The organism is Nocardia brasiliensis, from assembly GCF_042691675.1.
In the GTDB taxonomy this organism is placed as follows: domain Bacteria; phylum Actinomycetota; class Actinomycetes; order Mycobacteriales; family Mycobacteriaceae; genus Nocardia; species Nocardia brasiliensis_D.
This window is the reverse complement of sequence record NZ_CP170507.1, coordinates 4,632,910-4,647,805: the sequence shown is the minus strand read 5'-3', so window position 1 is coordinate 4,647,805 and position 14,896 is coordinate 4,632,910. Positions and strand designations below refer to the sequence as shown.

Annotated in this window: 14 protein-coding genes; 3 read left to right on the top strand and 11 right to left on the bottom strand. The window is 66.2% G+C overall.

The genetic code is table 11. The features are described 5' to 3' along the window. The first annotated feature begins 33 nt into the window (after nt 1–33). A complete protein-coding gene (locus ACFK0J_RS21460; protein ID WP_378729934.1) occupies nt 34–1,275 on the top strand; it encodes an FAD-dependent oxidoreductase in 1,242 nt (413 codons plus the stop codon). Between the two features lie 84 nt (nt 1,276–1,359). Further along, nucleotides 1,360–2,541 (top strand): CaiB/BaiF CoA transferase family protein, encoded by a 1,182-nt coding sequence (locus ACFK0J_RS21455; RefSeq protein WP_378729932.1) that lies wholly within the window; start codon nt 1,360–1,362, stop codon nt 2,539–2,541. A gap of 30 nt (nt 2,542–2,571) precedes the next feature. Here the strand turns inward: ACFK0J_RS21455 and ACFK0J_RS21450 are convergent, their stop codons facing one another. Continuing rightward, nucleotides 2,572–3,234: a hypothetical protein gene (locus tag ACFK0J_RS21450; RefSeq protein WP_378729930.1), complete on the bottom strand. Its 663-nt coding sequence runs from the start codon at nt 3,232–3,234 to the stop codon at nt 2,572–2,574. A 19-nt stretch (nt 3,235–3,253) separates the two neighbouring features. Continuing rightward, nucleotides 3,254–3,949 (bottom strand): hypothetical protein, encoded by a 696-nt coding sequence (locus ACFK0J_RS21445; protein ID WP_378729928.1) that lies wholly within the window; start codon nt 3,947–3,949, stop codon nt 3,254–3,256. A gap of 277 nt (nt 3,950–4,226) precedes the next feature. Here ACFK0J_RS21445 and ACFK0J_RS21440 point away from each other — a divergent pair, with 277 nt between their 5' ends. Then, nucleotides 4,227–5,699 carry a cellulase family glycosylhydrolase gene (locus ACFK0J_RS21440; protein ID WP_378729926.1) on the top strand — a complete coding sequence of 491 codons (1,473 nt, stop codon included), beginning with the start codon at nt 4,227–4,229 and terminating at the stop codon, nt 5,697–5,699. 76 nt (nt 5,700–5,775) lie between these two features. Here ACFK0J_RS21440 and ACFK0J_RS21435 read toward each other — a convergent pair whose 3' ends face one another. From ACFK0J_RS21435 to ACFK0J_RS21395, 9 genes are all read right to left on the bottom strand, one after another. Continuing rightward, complete coding sequence (locus ACFK0J_RS21435; RefSeq protein WP_378729924.1) at nt 5,776–7,056, bottom strand: MFS transporter; 1,281 nt, start codon at nt 7,054–7,056, stop codon at nt 5,776–5,778. Beyond that, the gene (locus tag ACFK0J_RS21430; protein ID WP_378729922.1) at nt 7,057–8,028 is read right to left on the bottom strand and encodes a TIGR03621 family F420-dependent LLM class oxidoreductase; all 972 of its coding nucleotides are present in this window, start codon (nt 8,026–8,028) and stop codon (nt 7,057–7,059) included. Beyond that, nucleotides 8,025–9,494 (bottom strand): amidase, encoded by a 1,470-nt coding sequence (locus ACFK0J_RS21425; RefSeq protein WP_378729920.1) that lies wholly within the window; start codon nt 9,492–9,494, stop codon nt 8,025–8,027. Before ACFK0J_RS21425 ends, ACFK0J_RS21430 begins: the two co-directional genes overlap by 4 nt. Continuing rightward, nucleotides 9,487–9,789: a hypothetical protein gene (locus tag ACFK0J_RS21420; protein WP_378729918.1), complete on the bottom strand. Its 303-nt coding sequence runs from the start codon at nt 9,787–9,789 to the stop codon at nt 9,487–9,489. The genes ACFK0J_RS21425 and ACFK0J_RS21420 overlap by 8 nt, the downstream gene beginning before the upstream one ends. Then, entirely contained in the window at nt 9,786–10,721 is a 936-nt protein-coding gene (locus ACFK0J_RS21415) for an ornithine cyclodeaminase family protein (RefSeq protein ID WP_378729916.1), read from the bottom strand. Before ACFK0J_RS21415 ends, ACFK0J_RS21420 begins: the two co-directional genes overlap by 4 nt. Continuing rightward, nucleotides 10,718–11,929: an aminotransferase class I/II-fold pyridoxal phosphate-dependent enzyme gene (locus ACFK0J_RS21410; protein WP_378729914.1), complete on the bottom strand. Its 1,212-nt coding sequence runs from the start codon at nt 11,927–11,929 to the stop codon at nt 10,718–10,720. The genes ACFK0J_RS21415 and ACFK0J_RS21410 overlap by 4 nt, the downstream gene beginning before the upstream one ends. 163 nt (nt 11,930–12,092) lie before the next feature. Next, the gene (locus tag ACFK0J_RS21405) at nt 12,093–13,004 is read right to left on the bottom strand and encodes a hypothetical protein (RefSeq protein WP_378729912.1); all 912 of its coding nucleotides are present in this window, start codon (nt 13,002–13,004) and stop codon (nt 12,093–12,095) included. 58 nt (nt 13,005–13,062) lie between these two features. Further along, nucleotides 13,063–13,911 (bottom strand): HpcH/HpaI aldolase/citrate lyase family protein, encoded by an 849-nt coding sequence (locus tag ACFK0J_RS21400; protein ID WP_378729910.1) that lies wholly within the window; start codon nt 13,909–13,911, stop codon nt 13,063–13,065. Beyond that, the gene (locus ACFK0J_RS21395) at nt 13,908–14,468 is read right to left on the bottom strand and encodes a MaoC family dehydratase (RefSeq protein WP_378729908.1); all 561 of its coding nucleotides are present in this window, start codon (nt 14,466–14,468) and stop codon (nt 13,908–13,910) included. Before ACFK0J_RS21395 ends, ACFK0J_RS21400 begins: the two co-directional genes overlap by 4 nt. Nucleotides 14,469–14,896: the final 428 nt, after the last annotated feature.

Sequence of the window (14,896 nt, the reverse complement as noted above, 5' to 3'; positions counted from 1 at the left end):
CGGCTGCCCCGATGCGATTCGAAGGAGTACAGGATGCTGACACCAGCTGACATCACCGGCCAGTACGCGGACGCGAGCCAGGACGAGTTGCGCGTGCTGATCGTCGGCGCGGGCATAGCGGGAGTCACCGCCGCGCAACTGCTGCGGCGGGCCGGACAGCATCCGGTACTGATCGAGCGTGCCCACGACGACTCGCACGTCGGCTACATGCTGGCGTTGATGCCCATGATCGATCCGGTGCTCGACGAGCTAGCGGTGCGGCCCAGCTATCGTGCCCGCAGTGTTCCGTTGCGCCGCTTCGGTTTACGCGCGCATAGCGGTCGCGTCCTGCGCGCGGACTCGGTGGAGCGGATCCTCGCGCGCTTCGGCGACTATCGCGGTATCGCCCGCGGCGAGCTGATCGACGCCCTGACCCCCGACGGCTGCCCGGTCGGCTTCGGCACCACCGTCAGCGCGCTCACCGAGACCCCCGGCGCGATCATTGCCACACTGTCCCGCGCGGGTACCCACACCGAGCTCGAATTCGATCTGGTCATCATCGCCGACGGCCTGAACTCGACCACCCGCCAGCTGGTACTCGCCGGCCGCGAAGTCGACAAGTTCGACACCGGGTGGGGCGGCTGGGTCGTCTGGACGCCAACGGACAGTGCGCCCGATCTCGGCGAAGAACTCTGGGGCGCAGGGTTTTTCCTGGGCACCTATCCAGTCCTCGACCGACTTGGCGTATTCCTCGGCGGCCCGCGCGCCGACACCGACGCAGGACCCGGCCCCTTTGTGAACCAGGTGCGCCGCCGGCTCACCACCATCGATCCCCGCGTCGAACGCGCGCTGCAAGCGGTCCTCGACGATCCCGGCCGCTACTACTGGCCGCTGACCGACTGCCGGGCACCCGCCTGGACCACCGGCCGCAGCGTGCTCCTCGGCGACGCGGCAGCGGGCTTCCTGCCCACCGCCGGTCTCGGAGCCGGGATGGCGCTGGAATCGGCGTGGGTACTGAGCCGAATGCTGCGCCGAGCGCGACCGGACACCATCGAACCACTGCTACGCGCCTACCAGTACACGCAGCGGCCCCGCGTCGAGGCCGCGCAGAACACCTCCCGCCGCCTTGCGCGAATCATGTTCCGCCGCAGCAGAACAATAGCCCTCCTCCGCGATGTTGCCCTGCGGGCGACCAGCGTCGAAGTAGCGTTGAAACCGATCCAGCGCCTCATCGACGACCGCCCCGACCCCGAGGCGGCGGCAGCCCGATTCGCGCAGGCGGGACGTCAGCGCTGACGAGGCGGCGCCGGGCGACCACATGAGACGGGTGCGGCAGAGTCGCTGGTCCTGCCGCACGGTGCTTGTGGTGGAGTGGCGGGTATGACCGACGAGAATCGAACACCAGGCGCCCTGTCCGGGATTGTGGTCGCGGACTTCGGCAGGATCCTCGCCGCGCCCTACCTGACAATGCTGTTGGCCGACCTCGGTGCCGAGGTGATCAAGGTGGAGCGGCCCGGCGTCGGTGACGACACCCGCGGCTGGGGGCCGCCGTTCGTGGACGGTCAGTCCACCTACTTCCAATCGGTGAATCGGAACAAGACGTCGGTAGCACTCGACCTGCGCAGCGAGGAAGGGCAGCGCTACGCCAGGGAACTGGTGCGCCGGGCCGACATCGTGGTCGAGAACTTCCGGCCCGGCACTATGGCGAAGTTCGGACTGGCCTACGAACAGGTTCGCGCGCTCAATCCGCGGCTCGTCTACTGCTCGTTGTCGGCGTTCGGTGGCGGCAAGGGCGCTGAGCTGCCGGGCTACGACCTGCTGATTCAGGCTGCGGGCGGGCTGATGAGTATCACCGGGCCGGGGGCGGGGGAGCCGACCAAGACGGGTGTGGCGGTGGTCGATGTCCTCGCGGGTCTGCACGCGACGGTGGGAGTCCTTGCCGCCCTTCGCCATCGCGACGCCACCGGCGAGGGACAGCTCGTCGAGATCAATCTGCTGTCCAGTCTGCTGGCGGGCATGGTGAACCAAAGCGCGGCGTATTCGCTGGCGGGTGTCGTGCCCACCATCCTCGGCAACCGCCACCCTTCCATCGCCCCGTACGAGGTATTTCCCACCGCGGACCTACCGCTGGCGTTGGCCGTCGGCAGCGACGGCCAATTCAGGACGCTGTGCGAGGCGATCGGAGCCGAACATCTAGCCGTGGACCCGCGATTCGCCGACAACGCCACGCGGGTCGCGCATGTCGAGGTGCTGGCCGCGCAGCTGGGGGAGATCTTGTCGACCCGCCCTGCCGCGGAGTGGGAAGCGCTGCTCACCCCGCTCGGCGTCCCGTGTGGACCCGTCAACGACATGGCGGGAGCGTTCGCACTCGCCGACCGGCTCGGTCTGCAACCCCGCATCGCATCGGATGGTGCCGACATGCCGCCGTTGGTCACAAACCCGATCACCCTGTCGCGCAACCCTGTTCGCTACACCAGCCCGCCGCCCGCGCTCGGTTCCGGAACCGAGCGCATCCGCTCCTGGCTGGACAGCGACATCGAACCGGGGGAAGGCGCGCGATAAGACAGTAGAACTCGGGCAACCACAATGCGGCTACATCAACCGGTCGACGGCGCAGGTTGCGCTTCGGCGCGCCGTCGCGATGAGCCCGGCGTCGAAGACGAGTTCACCGGCGTTGCCCAGCACCGGAACCGACGTCGACAGCCCCGCGACCGCGGCCATGACGAACGCGGGAACGGCCAGACCGGCGAACGAATGCCGTTGCCACAGAATAATTCCGACGATCAGCACGGTGAGCCCGGAAACCAGCACCGGTGCGGTGGCGGCAAACGTGGCGGCGGTATCGGAGTAGCGCAACGTTCCTGCCCACCATTTCGGTTGCGCCGTCAGCTGGAAATAGCAATGGCCGACGCCGGTCACTATGAGGATGGCGGCGAGCAGCCAGGCGCCCACGCGAGCACGCGGGCTTCGGGCAGCTGCCAGGCCCGCGCGGGCCGCGACGTCTCGCGACCATGGAATCAGCAGCGGGGTGAGCATCGCGTGCATGACAAAGCGTGGCGCACTGAGCGTTTCGAGCGTTGGTCCCGGACCCAGCGTGCTGCCCATCGCGATCACCGCGTTGTCGTACACCAGCGCCAGGCACAGCACCGTCGGGAGCGCCGTGAATCGGCCACCGTCGGTACGCCAGCGCCGCGCCGCTTGCCAGCCGAGCAATAGCTGCCCGGCGGCGAGGGTGGCGAAGATTGCCGAGACCATCACTTGATTCGCAGTGGCGTCATGGCTGAACGCGGCCGAGCATCAAGCCTTTCACGTAGGAATGCGCGGCGAGAGTGCAGTAGTGCTGACCTTTGAAGGCGTCCGGAATGCCCGGGGTATTGAGCGGGACGTACAGCGATTTCGAGGGCAGATGGATCTTTCCGTGCGCGTCCTTCGTCGCCGCCGGGAACTCCGTGAGCCAGTCCTGTCCGGTGACGGCCGGAGTATCCGGGTCGATCACGATGTCGTCGGGTCGATGCACGAGCTCTCTGCGTTCAGCAGGGGTGAGCATCAGGGCCGCCTCAACCACGGTCTGCTGGTTCACCTTCGCGCAGTCGTCTTCGGCTCCGACGACGCCCGCGCCGTAGACGGCGGCGATGTGATCGGCCGATTTCCCCTTGCAGCGCACCTGCTCGAGCAGTGTTCCCGCGTCGTCCTCGTAGGTGTTGTACCGGGTGGTGGTGAGCGGCTGCACTTGCGGCTTGGATGCGGCGAAGCCGCCGAGATCGGGATAGACGACGTTCTCGAAAGTGCCACCGGCGCGGCGGAATTCTACTATTCGCAGGTTTGCGGTCTGGGTCTGCGCCCGCAGGCACAGGTCGCCGAGGATCGTCGGTTCGGGCCCATCCGCGGCCGCGGGTGCGCAGGTGAGACCACCCAGCACTGTGATTACGGCCAATGCCGACGCCATGGTCAACCGTCGAGGTCTGTGCATCTGAGTCTCCACTTCGCGAGTCGTTCGTAGTAAGGAAACCCTGTTTCTGACAACGAAACAACCCGCATATTTCCATCATGGTGTGGCGGTGGCGATCGTCGTAGTCTGCAACGTCGCGCATTCGATCTAGATGTCACCGATAGGCCGCTGGATCCTGCGTCCCCAGTCGACGACTGGGGGATGTCATGTCTATCCCCGCCCGAACTGGACGTGTGACCATGAAGCCCTGTGGACCAACCGATCGGGGACGCCGATGCGCAGAATCATGATGATCACGATGGCCGCGACCCGGGGGCGCGGGCGACGATGGGTGGCCGGAGCCGCCGCGGCAGCGATCGGATGTGCGACGCTGGTCGCGCTTCCGGAACCGGCGCTGGCCGCCCCGGTGGCCGCGCCGATCAGCCGAATCCAGGCCGAAGGCACCTATCTCGTCGATGACCACGGCCGCAAGGTGCTGCTGCACGGAGTCAACAACGTCGACAAGGAAGCGCCGTACGTCGAGCCCGGCGACGGCTTCACCGTGACCGACGAAGACGCGGCACGGCTCGCGGGGCACGGCTTCAACACCGTTCGGCTCGGCGTCAGCTTCGACGGTTTGATGCCGACCCGCGGCGTCGTCGACACGGCTTACCTCGACCGCATCGCCAGGACGGTCGACACGCTGGCGGCACGAGGCATCTACACCCTGCTCGACAACCACCAGGACGGATTGTCGAAGATCTGGGGCGGCAACGGTTTTCCGGAATGGTCGCTGCGATCGCGGCCCGGCGCCCTGGAGCCGAATCCCGGCTTCCCCCTGTACTACTTGATGCCGAGCATGAACCGGGGCTGGGATGAAGTGTGGGACAACAGCAATGGGGTGCTCGACTATCTCGGCCAAGCCTTGGCCGCGCTGGCCGCGAAGATGCACGGCCGCACCGGCGTGCTCGGCATCGAGCTGATGAACGAGCCGTGGCCGGGATCGCCGTTCCTCTCCTGCTTCCCCAATGGATGTCCGCGCTTCGACGCCAAATATCAAGCGGCGCTGCAGAAACTGACCGATGCGGTGCGCGCCCGCAACGCCGATATCCCGGTCTTCTGGGAACCGAATGTGACCTGGAACGAGACCATGCCCTCGAATCTGGGCAAGAATCCGCCGATCACCTCGAACGATATCGTCTTCGCCCCGCACGACTACTGCATCCCCAGCCAGCTGGCGATCTACCTCGGTCTGCCCGAACAGCTGCGCGGGCTGTGCCCGGCGCAGCAGGACAAGACCTGGGGCAACATCGACTCGTTCACCCGGCGAACCGGCATTCCCACGCTGATCACCGAATTCGGCGACGGCGACGCCACGGTGCTGCGCAACACCCTCGTGCGCGCCGACGAGCGATTCATCGGCTGGCAATACTGGCACTACGCGTCGGGCTTCGGCCCGGGCGGTAGCAAACCGGACCCGTTCCTCGGCGACATCGGGCGCGACCTGGTCCGTACCTATCCACGGGCGACCGCGGGCACGCCGGGCCGGCTGATCTTCGACCCCGCCACTGGCGATTTCGCCTACCGGTACACGCCCCGCGCGCTGTCCGTGCCGACCGAGATCTACGTCTCCGATCTGCACTACCCGAACGGTTACGAGGTCCGCGTCGAAGGCGGCACCGTCACCTCGACTCCGGGTGCCCGGGTAGTCACCGTGGTAGGAAATGGCTCCTCAGCGGTCACGGTGTATATCAACCGACCGGGATCGAAGGGGGCCACCGTGCCGAACTGACGGTCCGAACGCGAGCACGCGGGCGCTGGCGCTGTGAGCATGCCGACGCAGTGGTGCCCGACCGTCGCCAAATGTGTTACCTGCCAACAGTCACCGTGGTCGCTGTGCGGGCCGGACCATGGGGCGAAGAGCCGCGCAGACGCTGGACGAGCATGACCGAGAACGCCAGAGCCGCGCCGAGTACACCAAGTCCCGCGGCAATCGCGGCGAACGCGCCGCCGCCGATCGGAACACTGCCGAGAATGGTGTTGCCCGAAGCGTTTCCGAAGCTCATGACGGTGCTGTGCCAAGCAACGAGGGTTGTTCGGGTGTCGGAGCGCATATTCGCCAGATATGCCTGTTGCGCTGAATAGAACACGCTGCCCGCCAGGCACCAGAGCACCAGCGCGACGAGGAAGAGCCATAGCGTTCCGCTGAGTACCGCGATCGCCACGGCGGCCGCGAAGATGAGCGAACTCGCCACCATCACCCAGCCTTCGCTTCGGCCGCTCCGGCGTTGGATGTCCACCAGCGATCCGCTGAGCAGCGAACCCGCGATGACCGTGACGCCGACCAGGACGCCGACCAGCCCGCTGGCGACCACGTCGAACCCGAACCGCATCTCGAGCAGCGCGCCGAGATAGGTGAAAGCACCCAGCCGTCCCGCCATCACCGCGAAGGTGGCGGCCAATGCCAAGCACACCACGGGGGACAGCAACGGCCGGAACAGATTCGACCAGCGCATGACGGTATCGCGCGGGTGGATCGTGTCGACCGTCCGCCATGCGCACAGCAGCACGAGCAGGAAGCCGACGCCGATGACAATGTAGGGCAGGCGCCACCCGACGGCGAGGGTGCCGAACGCCCCCAGCGGAACACCGATCACCTGGCCGAGTCCGTATGCCGCGAAACCGCGGGCGACCGCACGTCCGCGCCGTCCCGGAGGACAGACCTCGGACAGGTGCGCCCATGCCGCCGGGGTGGCGACGGCCGCGCTGAATCCCATCAGCACTCGGGCGATAACCAGCTGGGGAAGGTTCTGCGCCAGGCCGACACAGATATTGGTGACCGCGAACAGCGCCATCCCGACAAGGATCGGCCCCCGCTTGGGGAGAACGTCGGACAGCACACCGAGCGGCGGCCCGAACACCGCGTACGCGACCACGAACGCGGTGGACGCCGCGGCGGCCAGTGGTACCGAGATGTGCAGGTCCGCGGCGATGGTCGGCAGGATCGGCGGCATCAGGTAGCCCTCGGTACCCATCACGAAAAACAGGAAATACAGCACCGCGCACTGCCAGCCCGCGCTCGACCTCTTGCGGTCTACGCGTGAGCGCGCCTTCCGCTCGAATTTCTCGGCATATCGAACGATGCTCATCTACTGTCCGGCCAGCCGCTCGACCAGTTCGGCGCAGACGCGCGACGGTCCAAGCATGAAATGACTGATCCCCAGGCGTTCTCGCAACGACAGGCACTTCTCGGTCAATTGGTCGATCGTGCCTATCCATACGTGCGGCGAGTCCAGGTACTCGTCGACGGTCAATTCCGCGCCGGTGCGGGAGCGGATGTCGTCGACGCGGCTCCGGGCGATGGCCAGCGCGTTGTTGGTCACGATGACCGGCGGGGCGGACGGATGAGTCGCCGAGGCGTAGGTCGACAACTCCAGCTCGTCGAACCGTTCGCCGGCCGCCTTGCGGATCCAGGCGATTTTCTCGGCGGTGGCTGCGAAGGTGATGCTGGCCGGCTCGAAGAAGACGCCGCCGGGGCGGCTAGGGGGAACTCGCGGCGCCAGCCCGACGATATCGGCCAGCTGTGCCGCTGACGCCAGCATTTTCCGGCCGCCACCGCCGAGCAGGAACGGCGGGCCTGCCGGGTGAACGGGTTTGGGCTGACCGTCGTGATCGGTAATCGTGTAGTTGTCCCCGGCGTACGAGAAAGGCTTGTCCCCGAAGCAACCTTTGAGTACCGCGACCGCCTCGCGCACTCGGGTAACCCGAACGCCGACCGGTTCGAATGGAATCCCGGACGTCAGGTATTCCGGTCGGTTCCAGCCCGCGCCCAACCCGATGGTCAGTCGTCCCTCGGAGAGCAAATCCAGCGTGGCGAGCTCCTGCGCGGCCACGGCGGGATGCCGGAAGTCGACGTTCAGGACATAAGGGCAGACGCGAATGCGTTCGGTGGCCAACGCCGCCGCCGTCAACAGCGGGATGGGGGCATATGGCACATCGAGGTGATCCGGAAGGACCAGGGTGCCGAATCCCACCGACTCGGCGAATCGAGCGGTCTCCTGTATCTCCTTCGGGCTCACTACGCCGGAGGCAGCCGGTGTGGCGAAGTGAAACGGCTTCATATCCGACGGTTCCCCTCTGCCGAAGCCACCTCCGAAGGTTCCGGCGGACGCCGATGACGTTGCCCCAGTGCGGCTTCCAGCGCCGCCGCCACGCGGAACACCGTCGCCTCGCCGAACGCGCGTCCGATGATATGCAGGCCGATGGGCAGGCCGTTCGCGGCGAACCCGATGGGCAACGACAGCGCCGGATGACCGGTGACATTGAACGGGATGGCCAGCATGTCGTTGACCAGCTTCGGTGGCGGCCAATTCTCGGGGAAGTCGCCCCATCGGGCGGCGGTGGTCTGGCCGGACGCCATGACCAGGACGTCGTGCTGGCCGAAAACGATCTCGTCGAGTTGCTGGATCAGCCATCGCCGAACGTCGTAGGCCCGCAAGAGGTCCGCCGCCCCGAGCCCGGCTCCGGGCATCATGCGCTGATAGGTGTAGCGCGCGAAAGACCGCGGGTGCTTGCGCAGATCGTCCTCATAGGTCGCGAACGCCTCCGCACCGAAGATGACGCGGCCGCACCCGTTGAACACGTCGTACGGAGGCAAGGTGACGTGCCCGACGGTCGCACCCAGTCCGTCGAGCACCCCGAGCGCCTCCTCGATTCCGGTGAGGATCTCGGGCATTGTCGAGGGATCTTCGGCGTACCAGCCGGGCGCGCTGGCTACGCGCAGCCCGGCGACGCCATGGTCGAGTGTCGCGAGGTAGTTCGGGTCCGGGGTATCGGCGGTGCGCGGATCGGCCGGATCGGCACCCGCGATCACCTGCAACAGCGCGGCTGTGTCGCCGACCGTCCAGCTCAGCGTGCCGAAGTGGTCCAGGGTGTGCGAAAGCGGTTGGGCGCCGTGCCCGGACACCCGGCCATAGGTGGGTTTGAGCCCCACCACACCGCAGTGGAAGGCCGGACCGCGGATCGACCCGCTGGTATCGGAGGCGACGGCGGCACGGACCAGTCCCGCGGCGACCGCGGCGCCCGCACCCGACGACGAACCACTCGGCACGTGCTCATCGCTCCACGGGTTGCGTGCGGGCGGGAACGGCAACTCGAAACTCGGGCCGCCGAGCGCGAACTCGAACGTGGTCAGTTTGCCCAGACCGACCGCACCCCCGACCCGTAGGCGGCGCTCGACGGTGCTGTCCGCACCGGCCACGTGATCGACGCAGAGCCATGAGGCGTTGGTGGTCGGCACCCCCTCCGCATCGAAGATGTCCTTCAACGCGTACGGAATCCCGTGCATCGGACCGCGGTCGACGCCGGCTCGTAAGTCTCGATCGGCTGCTCGGGCCCGCTGCAGCGCGCTCTCCTCCGTTACCAGGATGAAGGCGTGCAGCGCGGGATCGAGCCGGGCGATTCGGTCGAGCGCGTGCCTGGTGAGCTCGACCGAAGTCAGCTCACCCGCGCGTAACAGCGCCCCTGCCTCCGGAACCGACAGCTCGTGCAGCGCGGTAGACGGCCGAGCCGCCACTCCGTCAGCCATTGGGCATTTCCTTTCGCTCTCTCGTCGACTCGACCGGGACGTCGCGCAGCGCCGCGGCCATGTCCCGCAGTCCCCGATAGCCGCGCAGGATGCCGCCCTTGAGATCCGCGGGCACCTCGATGCCGAGTCGTCTTGTGCAGGCGTCGTATTCGGCCTCGATCGCCGCGTCGGATGGTTGCTCGACGGGGGTCGGCGTCGGGGCTCCGTTCCCGCGGGCGTCCGTGTCCGGGACCCGGCCTTGTCCGAAGTCGTCCACCGCGTGTTCCTCCTTTGCCGTGGTCTGTGTCCTGGTCACAGGGGAAGGCTCGCTGTCCAGAAGTCCTCCGCGTCGTGCTGAGCGGCCAGTTGGGCGCAGGTGATCAGGTCCAGATATGCGCACCCGGTGGAGGCGAAGACCGTCCGCCTGTCCCTGAAATCGGCGGGATCCGTTGCCATGAGAGTGTCGAGTTCGATTGCGGCACTGTGGCTCTCACCCGCCTCGGCGATCGCAGTGCGCCGGTCCTCGACGACAACGACGCTGGAGCGGAGCAGCTCGACCGGAATTTCGCGTGATTCGGTGGTGTGCGCGCCCATGCAGTTGATGTGCACGTGCGCGGGCAACTCTGCCGAGATCGGCAGGGGAGACACCGAAGTGGTCGCGGTCGACAGGACGTCGACACCGCGGCTGGCGTGCTCGGCCGAGTCGCAGACGACGACTTTCACGGTCGGGTCGGCCGCCGCGATGTCACGGGCGAACGCGGCGGCGTGGCCCGCGTCACGGGACCAGATGCGGACCTCGGTGAGGTCGCGTATCGCGGACACGCCGAGGAACTGCTGCCGAGCCTGTACCCCCGACCCGATGATCCCCAGGATCCGGCTTTTCGGCGCGGCGCACCGATCGGTCACCAAAGCCGTCACGGCAGCGCATTTCAGGTTGGTGACCGCGGCGCCGTCCAAGGTGCCGAGGAATCGTCCGGTGGAAGCGGCGAACATCGGCACCACCGAGGTCACGGTCGTGCCCTGGCCCGGCGCGGCCGCGATTGTCGCGACCTTGTTGATATAGAGGTCGTGGTCGGGCGACACGGCGGGCATCGAGAGGAACTTCGTCCCGGTCGCGTCCTCGATGGTTTCCCGAACCGGGACCAGCATCCGACCGACGGCACCACTGCGCAATGCCTCGCGCATCGACTCGGCCAATGACCGGACGAGCCGGACGGACGACAGGGCGGGAGAATCGGCCGCCGTCATGCGAACTCGTCCAATACGTCCTCGAGGACGGTGACGAAGTCCTCGGTCATTGTGCTGGTCATGTCGCCGCGCAGCATCATTCGGACGCCGGCCTGCCCGCGCGCCACGATCGGGAAGAACATCGCCGAGCAGTAGTAGCCGCGCCGGTACAGCTCGGTGGACAGCCGCACTGCCCGGTCGTTGTCACCCACGGTGACGAACTTGATGTGCGACCCGACGCCGCGGACGGCGCGGTCCTTCATCCGCCGGTCGAAGATGTCGATGTTCTCCGCCAGTTGACGTTGGCGCGCAACGAGTTCGGGGGTGCGATGGACGGCGATGCTGCCCCGGGTAGTCCCGACCGCGGCGGTGCGCAGCCCCTGGGACCAGCCCATCGGACCGGTCCGGTACAGGAAGTCGAACTTTTCGGATGAACCGATCATCGCGATGCCGCCGGTGCTGCCGAAGGCCTTGGCGATCGAGGCGACGATCATCGTCCGGTCGTCCAGTTCGTCGAACACCGACCGCGCGTAACCGGCACCGTTCGGGCCCTCGGTCGACAGGCCGTGCGAATCGTCCAGGTAGACATACATTCCGTACCGCTCCTGCAGCGATTTGATGCCCGCCAGGTCGGCCCGACCACCGGTGGAGTAGACGCCCTCGCAGACATAGGCCACGCGGGGATATTTCTTGCACACATCCTCGAGGAACGCCATGTCGTTGTGCGGACACGTCAGGACCAGCGCTTCATCCGCCACGATCGGCTTGACGAAGTTCATCGAGAAATGCGCGAACCTGTCGAACACGACAACCAGCGGATCGGTGTCGGTCAGGTGCCCGGACGCCAGCAGGGGCAAGACGGCGGCGCTGAGCACACCGCAGGAGATCGACGGCAACACCCGCGTGCCGAACAGCTCGGAAAGCTCCTCCTCCAGCTGATGCATAACGTCCAATCGAATCCGGCACTCCGCCATGGCAAGTCCGGTGATGTTCTCCTCCCGCAGCGCCGCGATGCCGGCCTCGATGACCGTCGGGTGACTGTTCAGCCCCAAGTAGGAGCACGACGCGAGGTTGACGAACTCGTGCCCGGTCCGGGCATCGCGCAGCCGGTTCTGGCCGTTCCTGGCGTCGACGCGGATATCGAGCATCCCGTTGTCGGCGACGACCTGCCACGCCGTCTCGCTCGCCGGGACCATCCGCTGGTTGTTCCGGAACCGATGCGGTCCCATGATTTCTTCTTGGGCTCCCGTGTCGGGCACCCTGTCTCTGACGTGCATCTGTTCCCCTCGTGGCGCGCAGCAGCGCCCCTGCGGCGCCGGGTGGCGAAAGCTCCACACTTACAGCGCCGCAGGGCTTTTGGCTGATTACGACGGTTGCCCGGTCGCTGCTCGGTTACCTGGTTCCGGGGAGCGCGGCGTCCACGCCCACGTGGTAGCGATCGTGGTCGGGGGTGTGTTCGTCGGGCACGGTCACCTTCACCTGCGGCATATCGAGGCGGTAGTGGCTGTACCAGTTGCGCAGATTCTGATCGTCGGCGAACTGCAGCTCGATGTGGCGCAGTGGGCGCTTGCCGGGCTTGGTCGGGTCGGCGAGCCGCGGCGTGGAACCCGCGTGCGCCAGTCCGCCGGAGACCTCGTTGTTGAGTACGACCATGATCATGTCGTCGATCAGGTCGGCGTCCACGGTGGCCGCGTGTTCGGCGAGGATCTCGTCGGCGTACTCCTGCTTGACCGCGACGTTGTAGCTGTGCGGCATCAGCTCGACGAGGTCGGCCGGATCGAGGCCCTTCTTGCGGCAGTATTCCCGGGTGTCGCAGATGATCGGCAGGCCGCCGGTGATGTTCGTGTTCGGGCCGTAGACATTGCCGATGAACGTGGTGGCGGAATCGAAGTGGACGCACTTGGTGCTCAGGAATTCCCGCGACTCGGTGTGTTCGGAGTTCACCGTGAAGGCGACGTTCTTGTTGAACCCATCCAAGTCGACGCCCGATACCTTCTCGTAGTTCATGACGAGCGGGCTGTGCACGGTGAGGTCGACCGCGTCCACGAACGCGCTGAAGATCGCTTGGAAGTAGTCGCGCATGGCCGTGGCGTCGGCTTCGCGGTGCACGTCCATGCCGTGCTGGGCGAGCAGCGCGCTCGCGCCACAGCAGACGCCGAGGCCTTCACCGTCCGCGACCCGCGCTACCAGCTGCTTCGTCAATTCCGTTGGCACCGGGCCGAATCGGCCGTCGGTCAGTGCCACGTCGTAGTCGGAGACGTCGACCATCGCCTGCTTGACAATGTCGGTAATCGAGGTGCTCATGATTTCCTCTCAGTTTCCGGTTCGCCCTGGTCGGGTGAGGTTGTCGTGGTTCGGTCGGTCAGCGGATCGGGCGGGCGTTCCCGTCGTACAGCGCGAGCATGCGCCGGGCCTTCAGGACGAAAGGCGGGGCGAGTACCCGGTCCTTGGTGACGGCGAAGCCCGCGTCGTCGGCTTCGTAGTCCTTGATCGTCTGGCGGTAGCGATCCAGTTGTTCCGGGTCGACGGCGAACGTTTCGACGATCGGCTCGACCTGTCTGGGATGGATGGCCGCCTTGCCGGTGAAACCGCATTGCTTCGCGGCCTCGCACTGGGCTCGAATGACGTCGGTGTCCCAGAGCTCGAAGGAGTTCCCGTCGATGGCGGGCAGACCGTAACGGGAGGCGGCAATGCACAATCTGGCCCGTGCGTGGGCGAGGTAGGACTCGTCCGGCGCCCACATCTCCGCGACCAAGTCGGAGGGCCCGAAGATGAGCCCGTTGCTAGCGGCCGCGATGTCGAAGACGTTCTCGACGGCGTCCAATGTTTCGATGATGCTGCAGATTTCGGGCGGGTCGACCAGTCCGGACAGCAGTGACCGATAGATGGCGACGTCGCGGCCGGTGATTATTTTCGGCACCAGGATCGTCTGGATGGGGAGTCCGCCGACCTCTCCGTCGAGCGCCAGGATGGTCTGGATGTCGAGCAGCCCGTCGGGTGTTTCGATGCTGTTGATGCGCAACGTGACTCCGGATAGGCCGGTTCCGGACAAGTCGACGTCGGCGAGCCGCGCGCGGGCGGTGGGTTTCGCGTGTTTCGGCACCGAGTCCTCGAGGTCGAGTACCAGCGCGATCGAGTGCCGCGGAACGTTTTTGAGCAGAGTGTCGACGCGGGATGCCGGCACGAAGAACAGGCACGGGTCGACGTTCATGATCGAGCCTTCCCACCGGCGAGCGCGTCTACTTCCTCGACCGGATCGCTGGCCGGGTGCCGCATGGACGCGAGGAGGGTGCGGTCGAATTCGATGACTTGGACGCCGTTTTGGTTGCGACCGATGGTGTGGACGGTGACGATGCCTTCGCCCGGCCGGGAGGCCGACGGTCTTTTGTCGACGATCCTGGTTTCGGCGTACAGCGTGTCACCGACGAACACGGGGGCGTTGAGCCGGACCTTGTCCCAGCCCAGGTTGGCGACGGCCTGCTGGCTGATGGTTTTGACCGTCATGCCGTTGACGATCCCGAAGGTGACCAGGCTGGATACCAGGAGTTGGTGGAATTCGGTTTCGGCGGCGTAGACGGCGTCGATGTGGAGCGGGTGCTGGTTGAGGCAGAGCAGCGAGCTCCAGATGTTGTCCGTCGTGGTGATTGTCCGGCCGGGACGGTGTTCGAAGACGTGGCCGACGACGTAGTCCTCGTAGCGCAGGCCGGGGTCTTCGCGAAACCGTCCTGGCTCGACTTCGATGTATGCCAACAGCGTCGGATCGTTCATTGGGCTCCCTCCCTCGGCCCGGTCAGGTGCGCGGGCCCGCTGGTTCGCTGTCCGGGCCGGATGGGCACAGCACAGCGCTGGCGCTCCGGGCCGGGAGACTGGCATGCGGAGATTGGATGAATGAGCACGTTTCCCGGCAGCGACCGAAGTGGTCGGCAAGGGTGCACCGTGCTGGTACCCCGATAACGGGATGTTTATTACTACGCACGAATTACATGTTCTGCGAATGGCTGGATTAGCGGGCTGCACCTATATCGGAATAACTATAGTGAGCGCACGTCCTAGTGCTGCGCATAGCTGAACCCCCGATGCAAAAATAGTCAAGTCAGGTGTCTAGAAATGCTAGATATCGCAACCTACGTTGAAGTCCCCATGTGTGCCAATCCTCGAAGTGCTTTTGAGTTGCATTACCTTCGCCGGCTATCGCA

Excerpts from the sequence above, each read along its gene's own strand:
- ACFK0J_RS21460 (WP_378729934.1), top strand. The coding sequence starts at position 34 with ATGCTGACACCAGCTGACATCACCGGCCAGTACGCGGACGCGAGCCAG.
- ACFK0J_RS21455 (WP_378729932.1), top strand. The coding sequence starts at position 1,360 with ATGACCGACGAGAATCGAACACCAGGCGCCCTGTCCGGGATTGTGGTC.
- ACFK0J_RS21450 (WP_378729930.1), bottom strand. The coding sequence starts at position 3,234 with ATGGTCTCGGCAATCTTCGCCACCCTCGCCGCCGGGCAGCTATTGCTC.
- ACFK0J_RS21445 (WP_378729928.1), bottom strand. The coding sequence starts at position 3,949 with ATGCACAGACCTCGACGGTTGACCATGGCGTCGGCATTGGCCGTAATC.
- ACFK0J_RS21440 (WP_378729926.1), top strand. The coding sequence starts at position 4,227 with ATGGCCGCGACCCGGGGGCGCGGGCGACGATGGGTGGCCGGAGCCGCC.
- ACFK0J_RS21435 (WP_378729924.1), bottom strand. The coding sequence starts at position 7,056 with ATGAGCATCGTTCGATATGCCGAGAAATTCGAGCGGAAGGCGCGCTCA.
- ACFK0J_RS21430 (WP_378729922.1), bottom strand. The coding sequence starts at position 8,028 with ATGAAGCCGTTTCACTTCGCCACACCGGCTGCCTCCGGCGTAGTGAGC.
- ACFK0J_RS21425 (WP_378729920.1), bottom strand. The coding sequence starts at position 9,494 with ATGGCTGACGGAGTGGCGGCTCGGCCGTCTACCGCGCTGCACGAGCTG.
- ACFK0J_RS21415 (WP_378729916.1), bottom strand. The coding sequence starts at position 10,721 with ATGACGGCGGCCGATTCTCCCGCCCTGTCGTCCGTCCGGCTCGTCCGG.
- ACFK0J_RS21410 (WP_378729914.1), bottom strand. The coding sequence starts at position 11,929 with ATGGGACCGCATCGGTTCCGGAACAACCAGCGGATGGTCCCGGCGAGC.
- ACFK0J_RS21405 (WP_378729912.1), bottom strand. The coding sequence starts at position 13,004 with ATGAGCACCTCGATTACCGACATTGTCAAGCAGGCGATGGTCGACGTC.
- ACFK0J_RS21400 (WP_378729910.1), bottom strand. The coding sequence starts at position 13,911 with ATGAACGTCGACCCGTGCCTGTTCTTCGTGCCGGCATCCCGCGTCGAC.
- ACFK0J_RS21395 (WP_378729908.1), bottom strand. The coding sequence starts at position 14,468 with ATGAACGATCCGACGCTGTTGGCATACATCGAAGTCGAGCCAGGACGG.